Origin of the sequence: Trinickia fusca (genome assembly GCF_003628145.1) — a bacterium.
Taxonomy (GTDB): domain Bacteria; phylum Pseudomonadota; class Gammaproteobacteria; order Burkholderiales; family Burkholderiaceae; genus Trinickia; species Trinickia fusca.
Map to the genome: position 1 here is coordinate 349,694 of NZ_RBZV01000004.1, position 17,983 is coordinate 367,676.

General features: G+C 63.0%; 15 protein-coding genes. All 15 read right to left on the minus strand.

Annotated features, from left to right (window positions below):
• Positions 1-7 precede the first annotated feature (7 nt).
• The gene (locus D7S89_RS13540) at positions 8-550 is read right to left on the minus strand and encodes a GNAT family N-acetyltransferase (protein WP_121278183.1); all 543 of its coding nucleotides are present in this window, start codon (positions 548-550) and stop codon (positions 8-10) included.
• On the minus strand, positions 547-1,104 hold the full coding sequence (locus D7S89_RS13545) for a GNAT family N-acetyltransferase (RefSeq protein WP_121278184.1): 558 nt from the start codon (positions 1,102-1,104) through the stop codon (positions 547-549). Before D7S89_RS13545 ends, D7S89_RS13540 begins: the two co-directional genes overlap by 4 nt.
• 4 nt (positions 1,105-1,108) lie before the next feature.
• Positions 1,109-2,485 (minus strand): TldD/PmbA family protein, encoded by a 1,377-nt coding sequence (locus D7S89_RS13550; protein ID WP_425470801.1) that lies wholly within the window; start codon positions 2,483-2,485, stop codon positions 1,109-1,111.
• Entirely contained in the window at positions 2,482-3,918 is a 1,437-nt protein-coding gene (locus D7S89_RS13555; RefSeq protein ID WP_121278186.1) for a TldD/PmbA family protein, read from the minus strand. Before D7S89_RS13555 ends, D7S89_RS13550 begins: the two co-directional genes overlap by 4 nt.
• Complete coding sequence (locus D7S89_RS13560; protein WP_121278187.1) at positions 3,915-5,555, minus strand: ABC transporter ATP-binding protein; 1,641 nt, start codon at positions 5,553-5,555, stop codon at positions 3,915-3,917. Before D7S89_RS13560 ends, D7S89_RS13555 begins: the two co-directional genes overlap by 4 nt.
• Positions 5,555-6,667, minus strand: coding sequence for an ABC transporter permease (locus tag D7S89_RS13565; protein WP_121278188.1), 1,113 nt, complete (start codon positions 6,665-6,667; stop codon positions 5,555-5,557). The genes D7S89_RS13560 and D7S89_RS13565 overlap by 1 nt, the downstream gene beginning before the upstream one ends.
• Positions 6,621-7,679, minus strand: coding sequence for a microcin C ABC transporter permease YejB (locus D7S89_RS13570; protein ID WP_121278189.1), 1,059 nt, complete (start codon positions 7,677-7,679; stop codon positions 6,621-6,623). Before D7S89_RS13570 ends, D7S89_RS13565 begins: the two co-directional genes overlap by 47 nt.
• An 8-nt stretch (positions 7,680-7,687) precedes the next feature.
• Positions 7,688-9,586, minus strand: coding sequence for an extracellular solute-binding protein (locus D7S89_RS13575; RefSeq protein WP_121278190.1), 1,899 nt, complete (start codon positions 9,584-9,586; stop codon positions 7,688-7,690).
• 150 nt (positions 9,587-9,736) lie between these two features.
• On the minus strand, positions 9,737-10,948 hold the full coding sequence (locus D7S89_RS13580; RefSeq protein ID WP_121278191.1) for a tetratricopeptide repeat protein: 1,212 nt from the start codon (positions 10,946-10,948) through the stop codon (positions 9,737-9,739).
• A gap of 10 nt (positions 10,949-10,958) precedes the next feature.
• Positions 10,959-11,387 carry an ExbD/TolR family protein gene (locus D7S89_RS13585; protein ID WP_121278192.1) on the minus strand — a complete coding sequence of 143 codons (429 nt, stop codon included), beginning with the start codon at positions 11,385-11,387 and terminating at the stop codon, positions 10,959-10,961.
• A gap of 150 nt (positions 11,388-11,537) precedes the next feature.
• A complete protein-coding gene (locus D7S89_RS13590) occupies positions 11,538-11,963 on the minus strand; it encodes an ExbD/TolR family protein (RefSeq protein ID WP_121278193.1) in 426 nt (141 codons plus the stop codon).
• A 32-nt stretch (positions 11,964-11,995) separates the two neighbouring features.
• A complete protein-coding gene (locus D7S89_RS13595) occupies positions 11,996-12,904 on the minus strand; it encodes a MotA/TolQ/ExbB proton channel family protein (RefSeq protein WP_121278194.1) in 909 nt (302 codons plus the stop codon).
• A gap of 79 nt (positions 12,905-12,983) precedes the next feature.
• Positions 12,984-13,679, minus strand: coding sequence for an energy transducer TonB (locus tag D7S89_RS13600; RefSeq protein WP_121278195.1), 696 nt, complete (start codon positions 13,677-13,679; stop codon positions 12,984-12,986).
• Positions 13,680-13,840: 161 nt separating this feature from the next.
• A complete protein-coding gene (locus D7S89_RS13605; RefSeq protein ID WP_121278196.1) occupies positions 13,841-16,618 on the minus strand; it encodes a TonB-dependent receptor domain-containing protein in 2,778 nt (925 codons plus the stop codon).
• A 350-nt stretch (positions 16,619-16,968) separates the two neighbouring features.
• A complete protein-coding gene (locus tag D7S89_RS13610) occupies positions 16,969-17,544 on the minus strand; it encodes a helix-turn-helix domain-containing protein (protein WP_121278197.1) in 576 nt (191 codons plus the stop codon).
• Positions 17,545-17,983: the final 439 nt, after the last annotated feature.

A 17,983-nucleotide genomic window follows, 5' to 3' on the forward strand; every position in this document is an offset into this window, starting at 1 on the left:
GGTGTCCTCACAGTGAAGCGAACGCCGGCGCGTCGACCAGGCGGGCCAGGTGCAGCACGTCGGCGAGCTCGCCGTCCCGCACTGCGTAGGCGCGCGAGTAGCCTTCGTCGGCGAACCCGAACTTGCGATACAGCGCGATCGCGCGCGCATTGTCAGCGAAGACGGTCAACTCGAGACGGCGCAAGCCGAGCTGACGGTCGGCGCAATCGATCATCGCGTGCATGAGCGCGGTGCCAATGCCACGGTCGACGTAAGCGTCGTGCACGCTGAGCGCGACGTTCCCGCAATGCGAGCGGCGCGGCTTATGGACGAGCAACGTCCCATGACCGACGATGTCACCGTCGATCGTCGCGCACAGGCGCACACTGCGCTCGCTCGAGCCCTTCTCGCGCTCGGTCAGCGTCGAAGCCAGCACATACGGCTGGATGAGCGTGCCATGACGCACGCCGGGCAGGTTCATCAGCTGGGCGATCGCCTCCCCGTCGAACGATTCGCGCGGGCGAATCTCGAAGCGCGACCCTTCCTGTTCGATCGATTGCGTGGCGTTCATCGTGCAGGCGCTCCGAAGGGAATGGCATCGCGCAGGCGTGCCATCAGATACATGTCGACGAGCGCGCCATCGCGCACGACGCTGCCGCGTTGCCGTGCCTCGATCTCGAACCCGAAGCGCTGATACAGGCCGACCGCACGCGCGTTGTCGACGAATACTTGCAGCTCGAGCCGGCGCAAGCCCAGCCAGTTGTCGGCGATGTCGATGAGCTCGACCATGAGCCGCTTGCCGATGCCGCGACCCTGCCATGCCTCGTGCACGCTCATGCCTATCACGGCCGTGTGCGCGCGGCGCATCCGGCCCGGCTGAAGCTCGGCCGTGCCGACGAGCGTCTCGCCCACCACCGCGCCCAGCACGATCGCGGGCGGCCCGATACGCGCGAGCCAGTCGCGCCGGTCGTCGAGCGACCGGTGCGGCATATGCGGGTTCGCCTGCGCGAACAAGCCCGGCTGCTCCTGTAACGCGTGATACTGCTCCGCGTCGGACGCACGCAGCGGCCGGAGCAGCAACCCCTCAGGCAAAGATTCGGTTTTTATCGTTGTTGTTTCGGTCATGCGTTCAGAGTGTGAGTTCGAACGATCGCGCGAGCATGCCCGGCAATCGCATCCCTCCGGTCGCACGCTCGCCCCACGTCGAATCGCTGAGCAACAGCTCGGGCTCCGCATCGAGTCTCTCGAGCTCATCGCCAAGCAGACGGTACAGGCTGTCGTCGAAGCGCATGGCATCGACGGGCGCGACGATCTTGCCGCCCTCGACCCAAAACGTCGCGAAGCGCGTCATGCCCGTCAGGCGGCAATTCATGCGATCCGAGTAGTTCACATACCATAGATTGCCGACATACAGCCCCGAATCGAGCACGCTGAGCACATCGTCCGCCGCCAGATCGCCGCCCGCCATCGAGAGTGTCGTGACGATCTCTTCGGACAGCGCGCCGTTCGGCTTGAAGCCGTATTCGCGGGCGCTGCGCGCGTCGGTCAACCGTTCCACGCTACGCCCCGCCTGCACGAGCGGTACGCTTTCTCGTAGGTAGCCGTCATCGTTGAAGCCCGGCGTAATGCCAAGGCTCAGGTCTTCGGTCAGCGTCACGCGCGGATCGAGCGCAACCTGGCCGACGTGGAGCTTGTACAGCTCGCTGCGCGAAGCGGCCTGCTGACGCGCCGAAAAACCCTGCCACCCAACCGTTCCGAGCAACTCCTGCATCGCGGCCGGCGCCAGATAGGCGCGATAGCGGCCAGGCCCGAGCACATGCGGCGCACGTCCGAGCACGGGCAGGCGCTGAGCGGCTTGCTCGACCTTGCGCGCGAACGTGTCATCGCTCCACGCATCCCCCGTGTACACGCTCTTGATCGCGCGACCGCTGCGGTCGTAGAGCGACCAGCTGAAATTGAAGTTGGCCACCTCGTACCAGCCGCGGCTGCCGCTCGACGACGCGAAGCCGCGCATGATCGTGCCGCCCGCATAGAACCCGACGAAGTCGAGCCCGCGCGCGCATTCGGCCACCGTCCGCACGAGCGCGTGCGGCTCGGGCAAGACACCCGCGCGCCGCGTCGACTGCGTCCATTGCGAACGGTCGAACAAGAGGTGGGGATCGTCGGGCGCATCGCGCAAGCTGTCGCGCAGCGTCGCGAGCGCCTCGGTCACGTCGCGCAGATCGGCGACGGCGTCGCCGCCCAACGTCAGCGTCGAGTAGGCCTGCCGCGCGCCGTCGACGAGCCGCAGCGTCAGCTTGCCCTGCGACACGCTGCCGATCTGGCGCACCTTGCCTTCGTTGAAGCGAATGAACTCCGACTCCTCGGCCGACAACGACAGCAGCATCGTCTCCTCGCCCGAGCGCATGCGCTCGATCGCATCGGCGAGCCACGAGAAGTGTTGCTGCCAATCGGGGCTGGTCGCGATGGGCACAGCCTCTCCCGTGCGATTCGATGAATCCATCATGCCCCTCCGAATACGTCGACGTTGGCAAACACGCACGCGGGCGACGCATGGCCCACACGGATGATCTGCGAGGGCTCGCCCTTGCCGCAAAACGGCGTGCCGTAGATTTCGCGCGTCGTGTCGTTGCCGACGGCCTTCAGGCTGCGCCAAAAGCTCGCCGAGATGCCGCGATAGTTGGGTTGCTTGACGACTTGCGTGAGCTTGCCGTTCTCGATCAGTTGGCCGAACTCGCAGCCGAACTGGAATTTGTTGCGATGATCGTCGATCGACCACGACGTATTCGAGCGCATCAGGATGCCGTGCTCGATGCCGGCGATGAGCTCGTCGAGCGAGCTCGCGCCCGGCTCGATGTTCAGGTTCGCCATGCGATCGATCGGTGGACGGTTCCAGTTCGATGCGCGCGATGCGGCCACGCCCGACAATTGGGCGCGCTGCTGTGACAGCGTGCCGCCGAGCGGCCGTTCGAGTATGCCGTCGCGGATCAGATAGTGTTTGCGCGCCTGTGCGCCGTCGTCGTCGAACGCATAGGTCGCGGCTTCTTCGAGCAGTTCGGGATCGAACGTGACGTTCAAGAGCTCAGAGCCGTAGCGGTAATTGCCGAACATCTCGGGCTTCACGAAGCTCCAACCGGCGAAGTTGCGCTCGTCGCCGAGAATGCGGTCGAGCTCGAGCGGATGACCGATCGACTCGTGGATTTGCAGCATCATCTGATCGGGCATCAACAGCAGATCGCGCCGGCCCGACGGGCAATTCGGCGCGGCCAGCAGCTGCAATGCCTCGTCGGCCACACGCGCTCCCGCGCCGTCGAAGCCGTGACGCGCAAGGATCTCGAGGCCGCCCTGCCCGAGCAGGCCATGGCCCCCGCCCAGCGAGCGCACCTGTGTGTCGCCGCGCGCGTGCGCGGCCACGCTCAAATACGGCTTCAGGAAACGAAAACGTTGCGTGATGCGCACGCCGTCGCTCGTCAAATACAGCTGATCGGTGTGCGTGATCTGCACGCTTGCCGTGCGTTCGACGATGCGCTCGTCGATGCGGGCGCTCGCGCATTCGTGGGCGAGGCGGTCGAGCCATTCGCCGCGCGTAGGCAGCGCGCGCTCGGCATGCGGCGACACGTAATCGCCACTCGTGGCCGGACGCGCGACGAGACGCTGATCGATCAGCGACACGCGAGCGGCGGCCCGCGCGCGTTCGCCCGCTCGTGCGAGCGCGGCTTGCAGGCCGGACGGTGAGAGGTCGGCCGTCGCCGCGTAGCCGGCACCGGCACCACACCAGGCCGTCAACATGGCGCCGCGATCGCGCAGCGTGGTGAACGGCTGAGCCACGTCGTTGCGCACGACGTGGTCCTCGATGCGCTCATCGACGATCCGTAGCGACCAGAAATCCGCTTCGCTCGTCAGCCCCGCTGCAGCTTCACTCCACCGCTCATCGATCATGCAAGCTCCTCACGCGTATCGGCTTCCGGCATCTGCATCGACGCAGCGAGCAACGACTGCGTATACGGATGCGACGGAGCCTGCAGCACCTGCAGCGTATCGCCGGATTCGACGATGCGCCCCGACTTCATCACGACGACGCGGTGCGCCATCGCGCGCATCACGGCCAGATCGTGCGTGATGAACAGATAGCTGAGGCCGTACTTCTTTTGCAGACGCGTGAGCAGGCCCAGCACTTGTTGCTGAACGGACACGTCGAGCGCACTCGTCGGCTCGTCGAGCACCAGCAGTTCGGGCTCGACCGCCAACGCGCGTGCGATCGCAATACGCTGCCGCTGACCGCCCGAAAACTCGTGCGGATAGCGCAGCAGCGCATCGGCCGGCAACCCGACCTCTTCGAGCAGCTCGGCCACTCGCGCGCTGCGCGCTTTCGCGTCGAGCGAAGGCTTGTGCACGCGCAGCCCCTCGCCGACGATCTGCTCGATCGTCATGCGCGGCGACAACGAACCGAACGGATCCTGAAACACCACCTGCATGCGGGCGCAGAGCGCGCACCATTCCGCGCTGGACGCACGGAACGACGCGAGCGAGCGGCCCCCGATCTTCACCTCGCCGGCCGCAGCGCGCTGCAAGCCCAGCACGGTCGATGCCATCGTCGACTTGCCCGAGCCCGACTCGCCGACGATGCCGACCGTCTCGCCACGGCGCAGCGTCAAGTCGACGTCTTGTACGGCGCGGAACTTCGCGCTGCCGAACAGGCCACGCACGCCCTTGACGCTCATGCGGTAATCGACGGCCAGCCCTTTGATGTCCAACACGTTCGGCGCCGTTGCCGGCACGGGATCGATGTTGCGGCGCGGTTCGCTATCGAGCAGGCGCTGCGTATACGGGTGCTGCGGGTTCGTGAAGAGCGCTTCGGTCGTATTCGTTTCGACGAGCACGCCCTTCTCCATCACGGCCACGCGCTGCGCGAAGCGTCGCACGAGGTTGAGGTCGTGCGTGATCAACAGCACGGCCATGCCACGGTCAGCGGCTTCCTGCTCTTGCAGGCCGATCAGCAAGTCGACGATCTGCTGGCGCACGGTCACGTCGAGCGCCGTGGTGGGCTCGTCGGCGAGCAGCAGGCGCGGACGGCACGCCAGCGCCATCGCGATCATCGCGCGTTGACGCTGACCGCCCGAAAGCTGATGCGGGAAGCTGTCGATGCGTCGCTCCGGCTCGGGAATGCCCGTGCGCCGCAGCAGTTCGATACCGCGCGCACGCGCGGCGTTGGGCCGCAAGCCTTCATGCAGCCGCAGGCTTTCGGCGATCTGCTTGCCGATCGTGTACAGCGGATTGAGCGCCGTCATCGGCTCTTGGAACACCATCGCGATATCGGCGCCGCGCACGCCGCGCATCTGCTGTTCGCTCTTGCTCAGCAGGTCTTCGCCGTCGAACATGATGCGGCCCGCGTACTTCGCATGTTGCACGAGACGCAGGATCGACAGCGCGGTCACGCTCTTGCCCGAGCCTGACTCGCCGACCAGCGCGACACGCTCGCCGCGGCTGACCGCTAGATTCAGATCGCGCACGACCGATTTATCGCCGAAACCGATCGACAAGTCCTCGATCCGCAGCAGGGGCTGATTGTTGCTCATCACTTCGCCCCTCCGAAGGCCGAACCACGGTTGCGCGTATCGAGCGCGTTACGCAAGGCGTCGCCCATGAACGTCAGCAGCAGCAGCGTGATGACGAGCGCGGAGAACGCCGAAATCGAAATCCACCAGGCATCGAGGTTGTTCTTGCCTTCTTGCAGCAGCTCGCCGAGGCTCGGCGTCGGCGCCGGGACGCCAAGGCCGAGGAAGTCGAGACTGGTGAGCGACAAAATCGCCGCGCTCATGCGGAACGGCAGGAACGTGATGACGGGCGTGAGACTGTTGGGCAACACATGGCGCCAGATGATCTGCCAGTTCGACAGACCCATCGTGCGCGCCGCCTTCACATAGTCGAGCGAGCGGTTGCGCAGGAACTCGGCCCGCACGTAGTCGGACAGCACGAGCCAGCCGAACATCGACAGCAGGATGAACAGCAGCCACAACGTCGGTTCGAAGATCGACGCGAAAATGATCAAGAGGTACAGGTCCGGCATCGACGCCCAGATCTCGATCAGGCGCTGCCCGATGAGGTCGGTGCGTCCGCCGTAGAAGCCCTGTATCGCCCCCGTCAGCACACCGAACACGACGCCCGATATCGTCAACGCGAACGCCATCAGCACCGAGACGCGGAAGCCGTACAACAGCCGGGACAGCACGTCACGCCCGAACTGATCGGTGCCGAGCCAGTTTGCCGACGACGGCGGCGCCGGAAACGGCCGCACGGCGAAGTAGTCGATCGTGTCGTAGTAGTTGTGGTTGAACGGATAGATCGCGAAGTTGCCGTTCGATTCGATGCGCGAACGGATATACGGATCGAGGTAGTTCGTCTTGGCGGGGAAGTCGCCACCGAACTGTGTCTCCGGATACTCCTTCACGATCGGAAAGTAGTAGTGGCCTTCGTAGCGCACGACGAGCGGCTTGTCGTTGGCGATCAGCTCGCCGGCGAGGCTCACCACGAACAGCACGACGAAGAGCACGAGGCTCCAGTAGCCCAGGCGCTCGCGCTTGAAGCGCAGCCAGGTACGCCGCCACGGCGAAATCGACGCCGCCGGTGCAGCGGTGGCCGGCTTAGCGGTCCATGCGCTCGAATTGGATGCGGGGGTCGACGAGGACATAGCAGACGTCAGCAATAAGTTTGGTAACGAGACCGATCAAGGTGAACAGGAACAGCGAGCCGAGCACTACGGGGTAGTCGCGGCGAATCACCGAGTCGTACGAGAGTTGGCCCATGCCGTCGAGCGAGAACAGCGTCTCGATCAGCAGGTTGCCGTTCAGGAACGCGCCGACGAATGCTGTCGGCAAACCCGTCAGCAGCGGAATCGCGGCATTGCGCAGCACGTGCTTCCACAGCACGTCGCGCTCGGGCGCCCCCTTGGCACGCGCCGTCAGCACGTATTGACGGCCGATCTCCTCGAGGAACGTGTTCTTCGTGAGGATCGTGACGATCGCAAAGTTGCCGACCACCGATGCCGTCACGGGCAACACCATGTGCCACAGATAGTCGAGCAGCTTGCCGATCGTGCTGAGATCGTCGAAGTTGTCCGACGTCAGCCCGCGCATCGGGAACACCTGCCAGAACGTGCCGCCGCCGAACAGCATCAGCAGCAGCACGCCGAGCACGAAGCCCGGGATCGCGTAGCCGATCAGCACCAGTACGCTCGTGACCGTGTCGAAGCGGGTGCCGTTACGCACCGCCTTCGCGATCCCGAGCGGCACCGATACGGCGTACGTCAATATCACCGTCCATAGCCCCAATGAGATCGACACAGGCAGCTTGTCCTTGATGACCTGCCAGACGCTCTCGTGCTGGAAGTACGACTGACCGAGGTCGAACGTCGCGTAGTTCTTCATCATCAGGAAGTAGCGCGTGAGCGGCGGCTTGTCGAAGCCGAACTGCTTCTTGATCTGCTCGATCTGCTGCGGATCGACGCCCTGGCTGCCGTGGTAGCCGCCGCCACCGCCGCCGCCATCGCCGCCGCCACCGTGCTGCGCGCCGTGGCGCATCAGCATCACCATCTGCTCGACCGGTCCGCCCGGTACGAACTGCGTGACGACGAAAGTCAGCGTGATGACCCCGATCAGTGTCGGGATCATCAGCAGCAGACGTCTGAGAATGTAAGCAAGCATGGCACTCCTCAATGCGCTGCGGTTGCGGAAGCGGCTGGCTCAGCCGCCGTCTGCGTCTTCGGTGCCGCCTGCGGAGCGCCTGCGCTCGCGCCCTGCGGCTTGCGGTACCAGTAATCGATCACCCAGTCCTCGTACTGATACGAATCAGGCACAACCGCCGGAAATCCGAGCGACGTCTTGTAGCCGATGCGCGCGTGCGGCATGTAGTACTGCGGCACGAGGTAATACTCGTTGATCAGCACGCGGTCGAGCGCATGGGTGGCCGTCTCCAGATCGTCGAGCGTGGTCGCCGAGATCGCCGTTTTCACGAGCGAGTCGACGGCCTTCGAGCGGATGCCCGAGTAGTTCTCCGAACCGACTTCCGACGCCGCCTGGCTCGTGAAGCGGCGCACGAGCTCGATGCCAGGAATCGTGACAGGCGGATAGATGAACGTCGTCATGTCGTACTCGAAGTTGTCGAGCCGCTTCTGATAGAGCGCCGAGTCGAGCTCGCGCAGATGCGCCTGGATGCCGAGCGTCTGCAGCGCCTGCGTGTACGGCACGATCAGGCGATCCATGCCGGGCTCGTCGTCCATGATCTCGATCGTCATCGCGTTGCCGTCGGCATCGCGCAGCGCGCCGTCGCGGTAGTGCCAGCCCGCTTCGCCAAGCAGCCGGCGCGCTTCGCGCAGGTTCGCGCGCTGCGAGCTCGGCGCCAGCGTGCTCGGCGACTTCACCATCGGCCCGAAAACTTCGGACGGCAGTTCCTTGCGGTACGGCTCGAGCAGCTGGAGCTCCTTGTCGCTCGGCATGCCCTTGGCGGCAAACGGACTGTCGTCCCAGAAGCTGTTCAGACGCACGTACTGGCCGTAAAACATCATCCGGTTCATCCAGTCGTAGTCGAACGCGAGGGCCAGTGCATGACGGACGCGACGGTCCTTGAACTGCGACTTGCGCGTGTTGATCAGGAAGCCCTGCATCTGCGCCGGGCCATCGTTCCACACGCCCTTCGTGATGAGGCCCGACTTGAAGTTCTTGCCCACGTACTTGCGCGCCCACTGCGTCGAGCTGTATTCGACGTGCGCATCGGCATCGCCGGCCTTCAGCGCCTCGAGCATCGTGTACTGATCGAGGTACAGCTTGAACTTCACGCGCTCGAAGTGGAACATGCCGCGTCGCGAGGGCAGGTTCGCTGCCCAGTAGTTCGGGTTGCGGCGATAAATGATCTCTTTGTTGTTCTTGCGCGATTCGATCAGGTACGGGCTGCTCGCGATCGGCGGATCGACGGCGAGCTGATCGAACGGTACACGTTTGCCGTCTGAGCGCATCCCCCACTTCTGCGAGAACACCGGGATATCGCCTGCCACCAGCGGGGCGACACGTGACGCATCGGCAAAGTCGAAGCGCACAGTATGGCGATCGACCACCGTGGCGCGTTTGATGACGGAGAATTGCGACCCGAAGACCGGCGACGCCTGCTGGCTCTTGAGCGTATCGAGCGAGTATTTGACGTCGGCTGCGGTGATCGGATCGCCGTTCGAGAAACGCGCGGCAGGATTGATGTGGAACGTCGCCGACAGGTTGTCAGGCGCCACTTCGACATCGTCGGCAATCAGCGGATATTCGGAGGCGAGCTCATCCCAGCTGCGCTGCATCAGCGTGTCGAACATCAGGTTCTGGATGTCCGGCGCTGCCGAGCCGCGCACGATGAACGGATTCAGCGAATCGTAGCTTTGCGCCTGATTGTAGTTCTCGAAGTTCAGGTCGCCCGTTCGCGGCGCATTAGGGTCCGCGTAGTCGAAATGCGTGAAATTCGCCGGATACTTCGGCTCCCCGAATTGCGCGATGCCTGGCTTCGCGTGCACGGGCAAGGCCAGCGCGACACCGAGCGTCGTCGCGAGCAGCAGGCGAAACGTGACTGGTCTCATTTTCTATGTGCGTGAGGGCGCATACCGGTTCACGCGATGCATGACCGGTATGCCGTTCATCGGATCGATGATGAGGGAGCGGGCGCTCAGGCGCCTGGGTTCATGCGCCGCACGGTGCGGCCCATGACGCAGGCGTGTTCGCCCGCCCGATCATTTCGACGCAACCAGCAGCCAGAGCCGCGCGAGATCGGCCGCGCCGTCCGTGCCCTTGACCGCGCGGAACGCCTGTACGGCGCGCGTCTTCTGGCCAGCCACGTAATACGCGATGCCCAGGTGCAGCTGCGCCTCGTCGGGATGGTCGAGCCCGCCCTTAGCGATAGCCGCTTCCATCATCGCGAGACCGTCTTTGGCCTGCCCTGCGTAGACCTTGTTGAAGCCCTGGTCGATCGCCGGGATGGGTACGCCATTGCTGTCGGTCGCGCCACCTTGCGCACGCTTGGCCGCGAGCGCCTGCAAGCGCTTCTCGCGATCAGCCTGTGCATCGTGTCCGAGCACGCCCGACGTGAAGCCCTGGTCGATGACTTGCTTGGCCTCGGCCGTCGTACCGGCGACGATCGAGAGCTGCGTCATCTCCATGTAGTCGTCAGCCGTCGCGAGCGAGCCCATCGTACGGCGCAGGCGATACGTGTCGACGTCGAGACGCGACGAGTAACCCGGCTTGTTGCGAATCGCGTGGAACAGGTCGTCCCAGTACGACTGCTTCGGGTGATAGGCGACGAGCTTCTCGAGTGCGCCGCGATAAGCCGTGTCGTCCTTGTTGCGTTGCGCGCAGGTGGCGAGCAATTGCAGGTTCGACTCGTCGGGGGCACGTCCGCCGCGCACTTCGGCATCGGCGCTGCTCTTGAGCAGACCCACGACGTTGCCGCAGTCGTTCGACAGGTAGTACGACTGCACGAGCAGCGTACGCATCTGCGGATCGCCGCCGCCGGCCTTCTGATAGCGCTGTGCGACCTGAATCGCACGTGCGTAGTTGTGCTGCTGGAAGTACACGCCGGCCAGGGTGGCCGTCACGCGCTGCTCGTCCTCGCCTTTGAGCTGACCCGAGCCCAGCAGCGTCTCGTACGCTTGCGCGGCCGTGCCCGTTTCACCGGCGGCCATCGCAGCCGCGCCGCGCATTTCCTCGACCATGTAGGTCTCGTACGGCGTTTTGCCCGGCACTGCCGCGGCCTGCGCGATCTTGCCGAGCGCATCCTTGTACTTGTGAGCCCGGTACAGATCCTGAGCCGCATTCAGCGGCTTGGCCACATCCGGGCGCAGCGTGTCCGCGGCATACGTGGTGGCCGGCGCGGCAGCGAGCATGAAGAGCCCGCTCGCGACGGCCGCGAACGCGGCCTGCTTGAAGCGTCGATGGATCGTTCGCATTGCGACTTCCTTATTGCATGTACTGCTCATTGCCGATCAACCCGATCTTGGTCGCGCCGACGCGCTCTGCCGCGGCCATCACGGCAGCCACATCCTTGTACGGCACGAGCTTGTTCGGGCGCAGGTGAATCTCCGCCTGTACGGGCTCGGCCGCCACTTGTGCGAGCTTGGCCTCGAGTGCGGCCTGGCCCGGCACGACGACGCCGTTCCACATCATCGTGCCGTCGAAGTCGATGTCGATCTGCACGACTTCAGGCTGCACCAGCGGCGGCGGCGGATTGCCGACCGGCAGATTCATCTTGACCGCGTGCATCTGGATCGGGATCGTGATGATCAGCATGATCAAGAGCACCAGCATCACGTCGATAAGCGGCGTGGTGTTGATGTCGACCATCACTTCTGGTTCGCTGCCACCGCCCGAAGATACGTTCATCCCCATATTGGACTCCTGTCGATCAGAGTTAGCGCTTTAGCGCTTACTCTGATCCCATGCTGCGGCTGATTGGAGTTAGCGCTTTAGCGCTTACTCCAATCCCGCAGCGGTCGACCAGGTTTAGCGCTTTAACGCTCACCCTGGTCCCACACAAAGCTAGCCGCCGCGCGCCGGCGGCTCCGTGATAAATGACACCTTGGCGATGCCGGCACGCTCGCACGCCGTAATGACGCGGCCGATGAATTCATAGCGCGTGCTCTGATCGCCACGCACGTGAACCTCCGGCTGCGGCAACTGGACCGAGACGGTCTTGAGCCGCGTCAACAACGTCGGTGCATCCACGTGCTGCTCGTTCCAGAAGAAGTCGCCATCGCGGTTGACCGCGATCTCGATGCTCTTCGGGGTCGTCTGCAGCGGCATCACCGTTTCCTTCGGCAATTGCAGCGGCACTGTATGCGTGACGACCGGGATCGTGATCAAGAAGATGATCAACAGCACCAGCATGACGTCGACGAGCGGCGTCGTATTGATGGCGGAGATGACCTCGTCTTCGTCGCCGTCCCCTCCAACGCTCATAGCCATGACGAACCTCTCTTACTTGATGACGGGGTTACTTACTGCACGAGCGAAGCGGCACGGTTGTTGCTGCGAGCCGGGCGCTTGCTGCCTGCGAGCAGCACGGTGTGCAGTTGGGCGCCGAAGCCACGCACACGCTCCATCACCGACTTGTTACGGCGAACCAGGAAGTTGTAGCCGAGCACCGCCGGAACGGCCACTGCCAGACCGATTGCGGTCATGATCAGCGCCTCGCCCACCGGGCCTGCGACCTTGTCGATCGAGGCCTGGCCTGCGATACCGATGGCCGTCAGTGCGTGATAGATGCCCCACACCGTACCGAACAGGCCCACGAACGGTGCCGTCGAACCGACCGTACCCAGGAATGCGAGGCCGTCTTGCAGACGGTTCGACACGTTGGTGATCGCGCGCTCGACCGAGACGTCGATCCAGGTGTTGCGGTCGACGGCTTCGAGCAGCGCTTCGTCGTGATGCTCGCCGGCTTCGATCGCGGTTTCGGCGATGAAGCGGAACGGCGATTGCTCGTCGAGCTTCTTCGCGCCGTCTGCGAGCGTCGGTGCGTTCCACAGGTTTTCGTCGGCGTGCTTCGCGCGACGGTTGGCACGGAATTGTTCAAAGAACTTGGTGATCATGATGTACCAGCTGCCCATCGACATAATCACCAGCAGGATCAGCACGAAACGCGCCACGAAGTCGCCGTTCTTCCACAGTGCGCCGAGACCGTACGGATTGTTGACGGTTTCGGTCGCAGCCGGTGCGGGCGGCGGCACGGGTTGATCGGCTGCGGGTGCGGCCGTTTGCGGCGCAGCCGTAGCGGGCGCCGAGGCGGTCGCGGTCGCGGCCGGCGCGCTCGCTTGAGCGAAGGCCACGTGCGGGGCGACGGTGCCCACGGCGGCGGCGGCGATCAACATGCTGGTTGCCAGTGCGGCGATAGAACGCTTTTTCATAATCTGCTCCAGTTCAAGTCCGTTGAACTTGTGAAATCTGATTAACCAATTGCTTCCGGTTGCTGCTGGACGTTGCTGTTCAATTCAAATTGAACGAGAACGGCACTTGCACCCGGACAGCTTGACCTTGGGCGATGCAATTGAATCGCTTGACCGCTTTGAAGGCGGCATCGTCGAGGCTGTCGTGATCGGACGACTTCGACACGCGCTCACCGGTAATGTGGCCTTGCGGATCAACCGTGAATTCGACGACGACTTCGCCGGTATCGCCGTTTTCCTGTGCTTCCTTAGGATAGGCGATAGAACCGCGAATCTGATCCGAATTCGGACACACGACGCCAACTTCCGTATGCACGACAGGGGCAGCCTTCGTGGGCGGCGCGGGCGGAGCCATCGGCGCCGATTGAACGGGCGTAGCCTGGTGCGTAATGGTGTTTTGCGGCGGCGCCTGCACCGGGACTTCGGGCGGCGGCACGAACGGCGGCGGCGGCGGCGCGAACTTCGGCGGCGGCAGCTGCACCGGCGGCATCGGCGGCGGGGGCGGAGGCTTCACCGGCTCGATGATCTTGGTTTCGATCGGATGCTGGATGACGTGCACGACCTTTGTTGCGAGGCCGTTCAGCAGTGCGTACACGAGCACGATGTGCAGTGCGATGACGACTGCGATACCGCCGAAGCGGCGTGCGGGATTCTGTTGCTTGCGCCCGAATTCTCGCGGACGTCCCGGTACGACGGGCCGAACTGCCGCCGCCGGAAAATTCCCTTCAGTTTTCATGCCCACCTTTGCTCCTCCTGGAGTACTTGAGGCACAGGAGACTTCCTCGGTCCATCTAGAACACGGGCTGCCGCTTCCCGTCGCTCCCTTGCCGGCGAGCGGCGGGAGCGGCGAACCCACTAACGACACACACTACATTTACAAAAAAAGCATTTAAAGCATCAGAACTTGTACGTCGCACCGACTTGGGCAAAACGACCGTAGTACGAGTAGAGCGACGTGTCGTAGCCTTGCGGGTTGTTCGCGTTCTGGTTGACCGGGTCGAACGGGGGCGGGCGATTGAAGATGTTGTTCACGCCACCGTAGATCGTCCAGTGCTTGAAGCCCGTGTAGCTCATGTAAATGTTGAACTGGCTGTACGACGACACGTGATCAGCAGCGCCCACTGGCACGGCCTGAGTCTGCGCATACGGCCCCGTGTACTGCCACGTCAGAGCGGCGTTCCACTTGTGGTAGTTCCAGGCCAGTTCCGTGTTGCCCTTCCAACGCGGGAAGCTCGCGCCGAACGGTTGGTTGATCGCGCCGTTGTTGCCGGCGAAATCGGACGTGACACCGCCCTGCGGCATCTTGAAGTGCCACACGTAAGCCCAGTCGCCCGACAGCGTGAACGTACCGATGCTCGTCGGCAACGCTTGGCGGAACGTACCTTCGAAGCCGTCCGTATCGAGGAACGCGAGGTTCTTGTACGGGGCGTCGACGAATGCAATCGACCCGTCGGAATTACGATGGACGATGTTCGGGTCGTTCGCGTTGATCAGGGTCTGGACGTCGTCCTGGCCGATCACGTTGTCGATATGGATCTTGTACCAATCGATACCGATATCGGTCGTGCGCGTCGGCGAGAGCTGGAACCCGATGTTGTAGTTCTTCGTGCGCTCGGGCTGCAGATTCTGGTTGCCGGCCTGAACGACTTCCCAGAAACCGGACTGCCCAGCCTGCGGGCTGCCGGCGAAGTTATCCTGCGCGTACTGAGCACCGAACGTTTGCGAATGCGCGTTCTCGATCATGGTCGGCGCGCGGAAACCGCGGTTGTACGAGCCGTACACCGTGAGCGCCTGGACCGGCTGATAACGCAGGGCGAAGCGCGGAGAATACGCGCCGCCGAAATCGCTATAGTGGTCGTATCGACCCGAGTGGCTGAATGTCAGGTGGCGGATGATCGGAATGTCGATCTGGTAGAACGCCGCCGCGACGTTGCGGCTCGCATTCACCGACTGGATGATCGCCGGCGCGCCCAGACCTTGGATGAAGGTTGTGGCCGGGCCGATGAATTCGCTCTGGTGCTCGAATTGAGCGCCGAGACCAAGGCCTACGTCACCCGTCGGCAGGTGGAACAGGTTCGGCGTCGACAGGTTCACATCGACCGTGTCGAGCTTCGAAATACCTTCGTAGTCCGCGGTCGTGAACAGCCCGTTCGTCGAGCCGGGCGCCGGATTGTTGAAGTTGAAGGTGCCGCCGCCGATGAGGCTCTGAAGCGCGGGCACATTCAGCACGTTGCCTTGCGTGTTGTCGACCGTGCTTTGCGAATGGCCGTACGCAGCAGACCAATCCCAATCGCTGCCGTTAGGCGTATGGAACGATCCCTTGACGCCACCAGCGGCTCGCCAGAAATTGGAGACCGTCTTGGTCGTTTGCACTTCCGGGAAGTGATAAACGAGCTTGGCCGGAACGCCGAACGGGTTCGACGGGTTGCTCGCCGGGATGACGTTGGAAATTACATTGACGCCACCGGTCGCCGGGTTGTACCCCAGCGTGGAGCCACCGAAGCCCGCTTGATAGCCGTTGATGTTGGTCGTGTTGCGGCTCTCCCACAAGTCCGCGAACGCCTGCATCTCATCGGTCAGCTTGAAATCCGCATGGACCTTGGCGCTCAGGCGCTCGCTCGACGGGACGATCGACGTGTTGTCCGCGCCGTTGAACGCGCAGATGGTGCCATCACGAGCGGACGTGGCGCTGTTGCTGGAGGCCGGCTTCACGCTGCCGCCGTACGGGCATCCGTTCAATGCTTGGACCGCGCCGGTGGTGGAGCCAGGTACGCGCCAGTACGAGACCGGTTGCGCCGAGAGGCCGCCCGGCTTGCCGAGGTAACTTTCGTTCTCCGTCAAGTCGCGGTCGCCGAGCGTCACGCCGTTTTCGCGGAAGTAGCTCGCGGCTGCCGTGACGTTGAAGCGATCGGCGTTGAGGTCGCCGAACCCGCCGACTGCGCTGAACTTGGTCGTGCCGAGGCCACCGCCGTTGTTGGTGGCGCCACCGTAGCTCGCATCAAGCGTCAAACCTTGGACGTTGCGCTTCGTGATGATGTTGACCACACCCGCGATAGCGTCGGAGCCGTATTGCGACACGGCGCCCGTCTTCACGATTTCGATGCGGTCGATGATGTTCAGCGGCAGCGAGTTCAGGTCGAAGAACGTATCCGTGCCGTTCGACGCAAATGCGTACGGCGCGACGCGCTGGCCATCGACCATCACGAGCGTGTACTTCATGCTCAGGCCACGCAGCGCAAGGCCTGCACCGCCGGCGGAGAAGTTGTTCTGCGTGCTTTCGCTCCAGCTGCTCGCCGAGTTGGCCGATGCACCGCGCAGGAAGTCGGAGACGTTCGTGTAGCCGGCCTCCTCGATGTCCTTTGCCTTGAACGTTTGAACCTGGTTGAAGCCAACCTTGTCTGCACTGCGGATCAGGGAACCCGTCACCTCGAAGCGCTTGAGCTGCTGGACGTTGTCGCCTTTGGCAGCCGCCTTGGTAGCGGTGCCTGCAGCGGCAGCAGGAGCCGCCGCCGTTTGCGTTTCATTCGACTGCGCCGTAGCGGCGGCCGACGAATTCGTGTTGCCCGTCGCGGCGGGCTGGCTTTGCGCGAAAGCCGAAGTGCCCAGTACTGCCGTCAACGCCATCTCAGCCCAAACTATCTTTCTTATGGCCGATCCTAAAGCCTTTTGTCTCATTTTTTCCCTTCTCTCGTCAGTGAAGGCCAGCTGTACGCGAAAGGTTTGGCATCCCCTCGCTCGCGGCACCCCTGTACCGCGCGTCCAACTGCACCGCTCTTTTACTGCTCCACACAGCGCACAACCCAAAACCGCAATGAACACCTATCCACAACGACGCTTCGAATCTAAATAGGTGTACTAATTCATTACAAATCCATTGAGCTTGCGGCCATTCGATGGCAAGCAAGCATCAAGTCCGCGCATATGGAGCGACGAGACGAGCACGGCCGAGCGCGCCCGAAGAGCTTAGGACTCCTTAAGCTCTTGCTTGGACTCGCTTTCCGCGAAAAAACGAACAAACGGCAAACTTAAAACAGCTTCGGTGTTCCGACCCAGACGAGCACAGTTTCTTCGCCGGCTGTATTGGCCCATCCATGCGGGACCGTCGACTCGTAGTGCGCACTGTCTCCAGCGTGCAGCACAAAGGTCGTGCCTTCCAGGCTCAGCGATACTTCACCACTCAGTACGTACAGGAACTCTTCGCCTGCATGCGTCGTCACTTCCGACGGCGGCTGGTCTGCCGGCATCCTCACGAGAATGGCGTCCAATTGCCTATCGCCTGACACATTCGTGAGTCGCGCAAACAGATTCGCCGAATCAGCAAAGCCAAAGAACTTCAATTCGTCGCCCCGACGGACCGATTTGGCCTCTGTCGGCGTCTCGACGAAATACTGCACTGTCACCCCCAACGCTCTCGCGATACCGGCCAATGACGTAATGGACGGCGTTGCCAGCCCGCGCTCGACCTGGGAAAGGAACGGCTTGGAGATTCCCGCCGCCGTTGCTGTCTCATCCAGTGTGCGCTGTAGCCGCTTGCGAAGCGCTCTTATTTTGCTGCCCAGCACCAGGGCAGCGCATGTTTTATCTTCAGTGTGCGGAACCATATCAGGACAGAAACCGGCAGTCAAAATTTGTTTGATATAAGTAAATTAGGTTTACCCGAAGCCGATTCTTCTTCGACGCACCGTCCAGGTGCCGACCGCCAGGCACGCCTCCTCCGAAGGCGCCATTGGCAATACTGTCGACGATGCGGCCTCACGCATCGTGTCGCTTGCGTGACAAGCAGTCCTACCTACCCTGAAACGCCCGCCCACATGGCGATTCGAGCGATGAGCCGCATGAGCGCAATGGTTGGCAGTCCTGCGTGCGCCCACTCTTATTCCGTTTTTCGTCACATGCACCAATGTCATGCATGCGGCGAAGGGGCATGACGATAGCAGCATGAAATTCGCAACCGGAACAAATAGATTTAGAGGAAGCAATCTAAACTAGTTGCTTTGATAGTTACAATTGCATTTCGAATAGCTTTCTTAACCAATTCGA

Excerpts from the sequence above, each read along its gene's own strand:
- D7S89_RS13595 (WP_121278194.1), bottom strand. The coding sequence starts at position 12,904 with ATGAAAAAGCGTTCTATCGCCGCACTGGCAACCAGCATGTTGATCGCC.
- D7S89_RS13600 (WP_121278195.1), bottom strand. The coding sequence starts at position 13,679 with ATGAAAACTGAAGGGAATTTTCCGGCGGCGGCAGTTCGGCCCGTCGTA.
- D7S89_RS13575 (WP_121278190.1), bottom strand. The coding sequence starts at position 9,586 with ATGAGACCAGTCACGTTTCGCCTGCTGCTCGCGACGACGCTCGGTGTC.
- D7S89_RS13565 (WP_121278188.1), bottom strand. The coding sequence starts at position 6,667 with ATGTCCTCGTCGACCCCCGCATCCAATTCGAGCGCATGGACCGCTAAG.
- D7S89_RS13585 (WP_121278192.1), bottom strand. The coding sequence starts at position 11,387 with ATGGGGATGAACGTATCTTCGGGCGGTGGCAGCGAACCAGAAGTGATG.
- D7S89_RS13610 (WP_121278197.1), bottom strand. The coding sequence starts at position 17,544 with ATGGTTCCGCACACTGAAGATAAAACATGCGCTGCCCTGGTGCTGGGC.
- D7S89_RS13605 (WP_121278196.1), bottom strand. The coding sequence starts at position 16,618 with ATGAGACAAAAGGCTTTAGGATCGGCCATAAGAAAGATAGTTTGGGCT.
- D7S89_RS13545 (WP_121278184.1), bottom strand. The coding sequence starts at position 1,104 with ATGACCGAAACAACAACGATAAAAACCGAATCTTTGCCTGAGGGGTTG.
- D7S89_RS13540 (WP_121278183.1), bottom strand. The coding sequence starts at position 550 with ATGAACGCCACGCAATCGATCGAACAGGAAGGGTCGCGCTTCGAGATT.
- D7S89_RS13580 (WP_121278191.1), bottom strand. The coding sequence starts at position 10,948 with ATGCGAACGATCCATCGACGCTTCAAGCAGGCCGCGTTCGCGGCCGTC.
- D7S89_RS13570 (WP_121278189.1), bottom strand. The coding sequence starts at position 7,679 with ATGCTTGCTTACATTCTCAGACGTCTGCTGCTGATGATCCCGACACTG.
- D7S89_RS13560 (WP_121278187.1), bottom strand. The coding sequence starts at position 5,555 with ATGAGCAACAATCAGCCCCTGCTGCGGATCGAGGACTTGTCGATCGGT.
- D7S89_RS13590 (WP_121278193.1), bottom strand. The coding sequence starts at position 11,963 with ATGGCTATGAGCGTTGGAGGGGACGGCGACGAAGACGAGGTCATCTCC.
- D7S89_RS13550 (WP_425470801.1), bottom strand. The coding sequence starts at position 2,485 with ATGATGGATTCATCGAATCGCACGGGAGAGGCTGTGCCCATCGCGACC.
- D7S89_RS13555 (WP_121278186.1), bottom strand. The coding sequence starts at position 3,918 with ATGATCGATGAGCGGTGGAGTGAAGCTGCAGCGGGGCTGACGAGCGAA.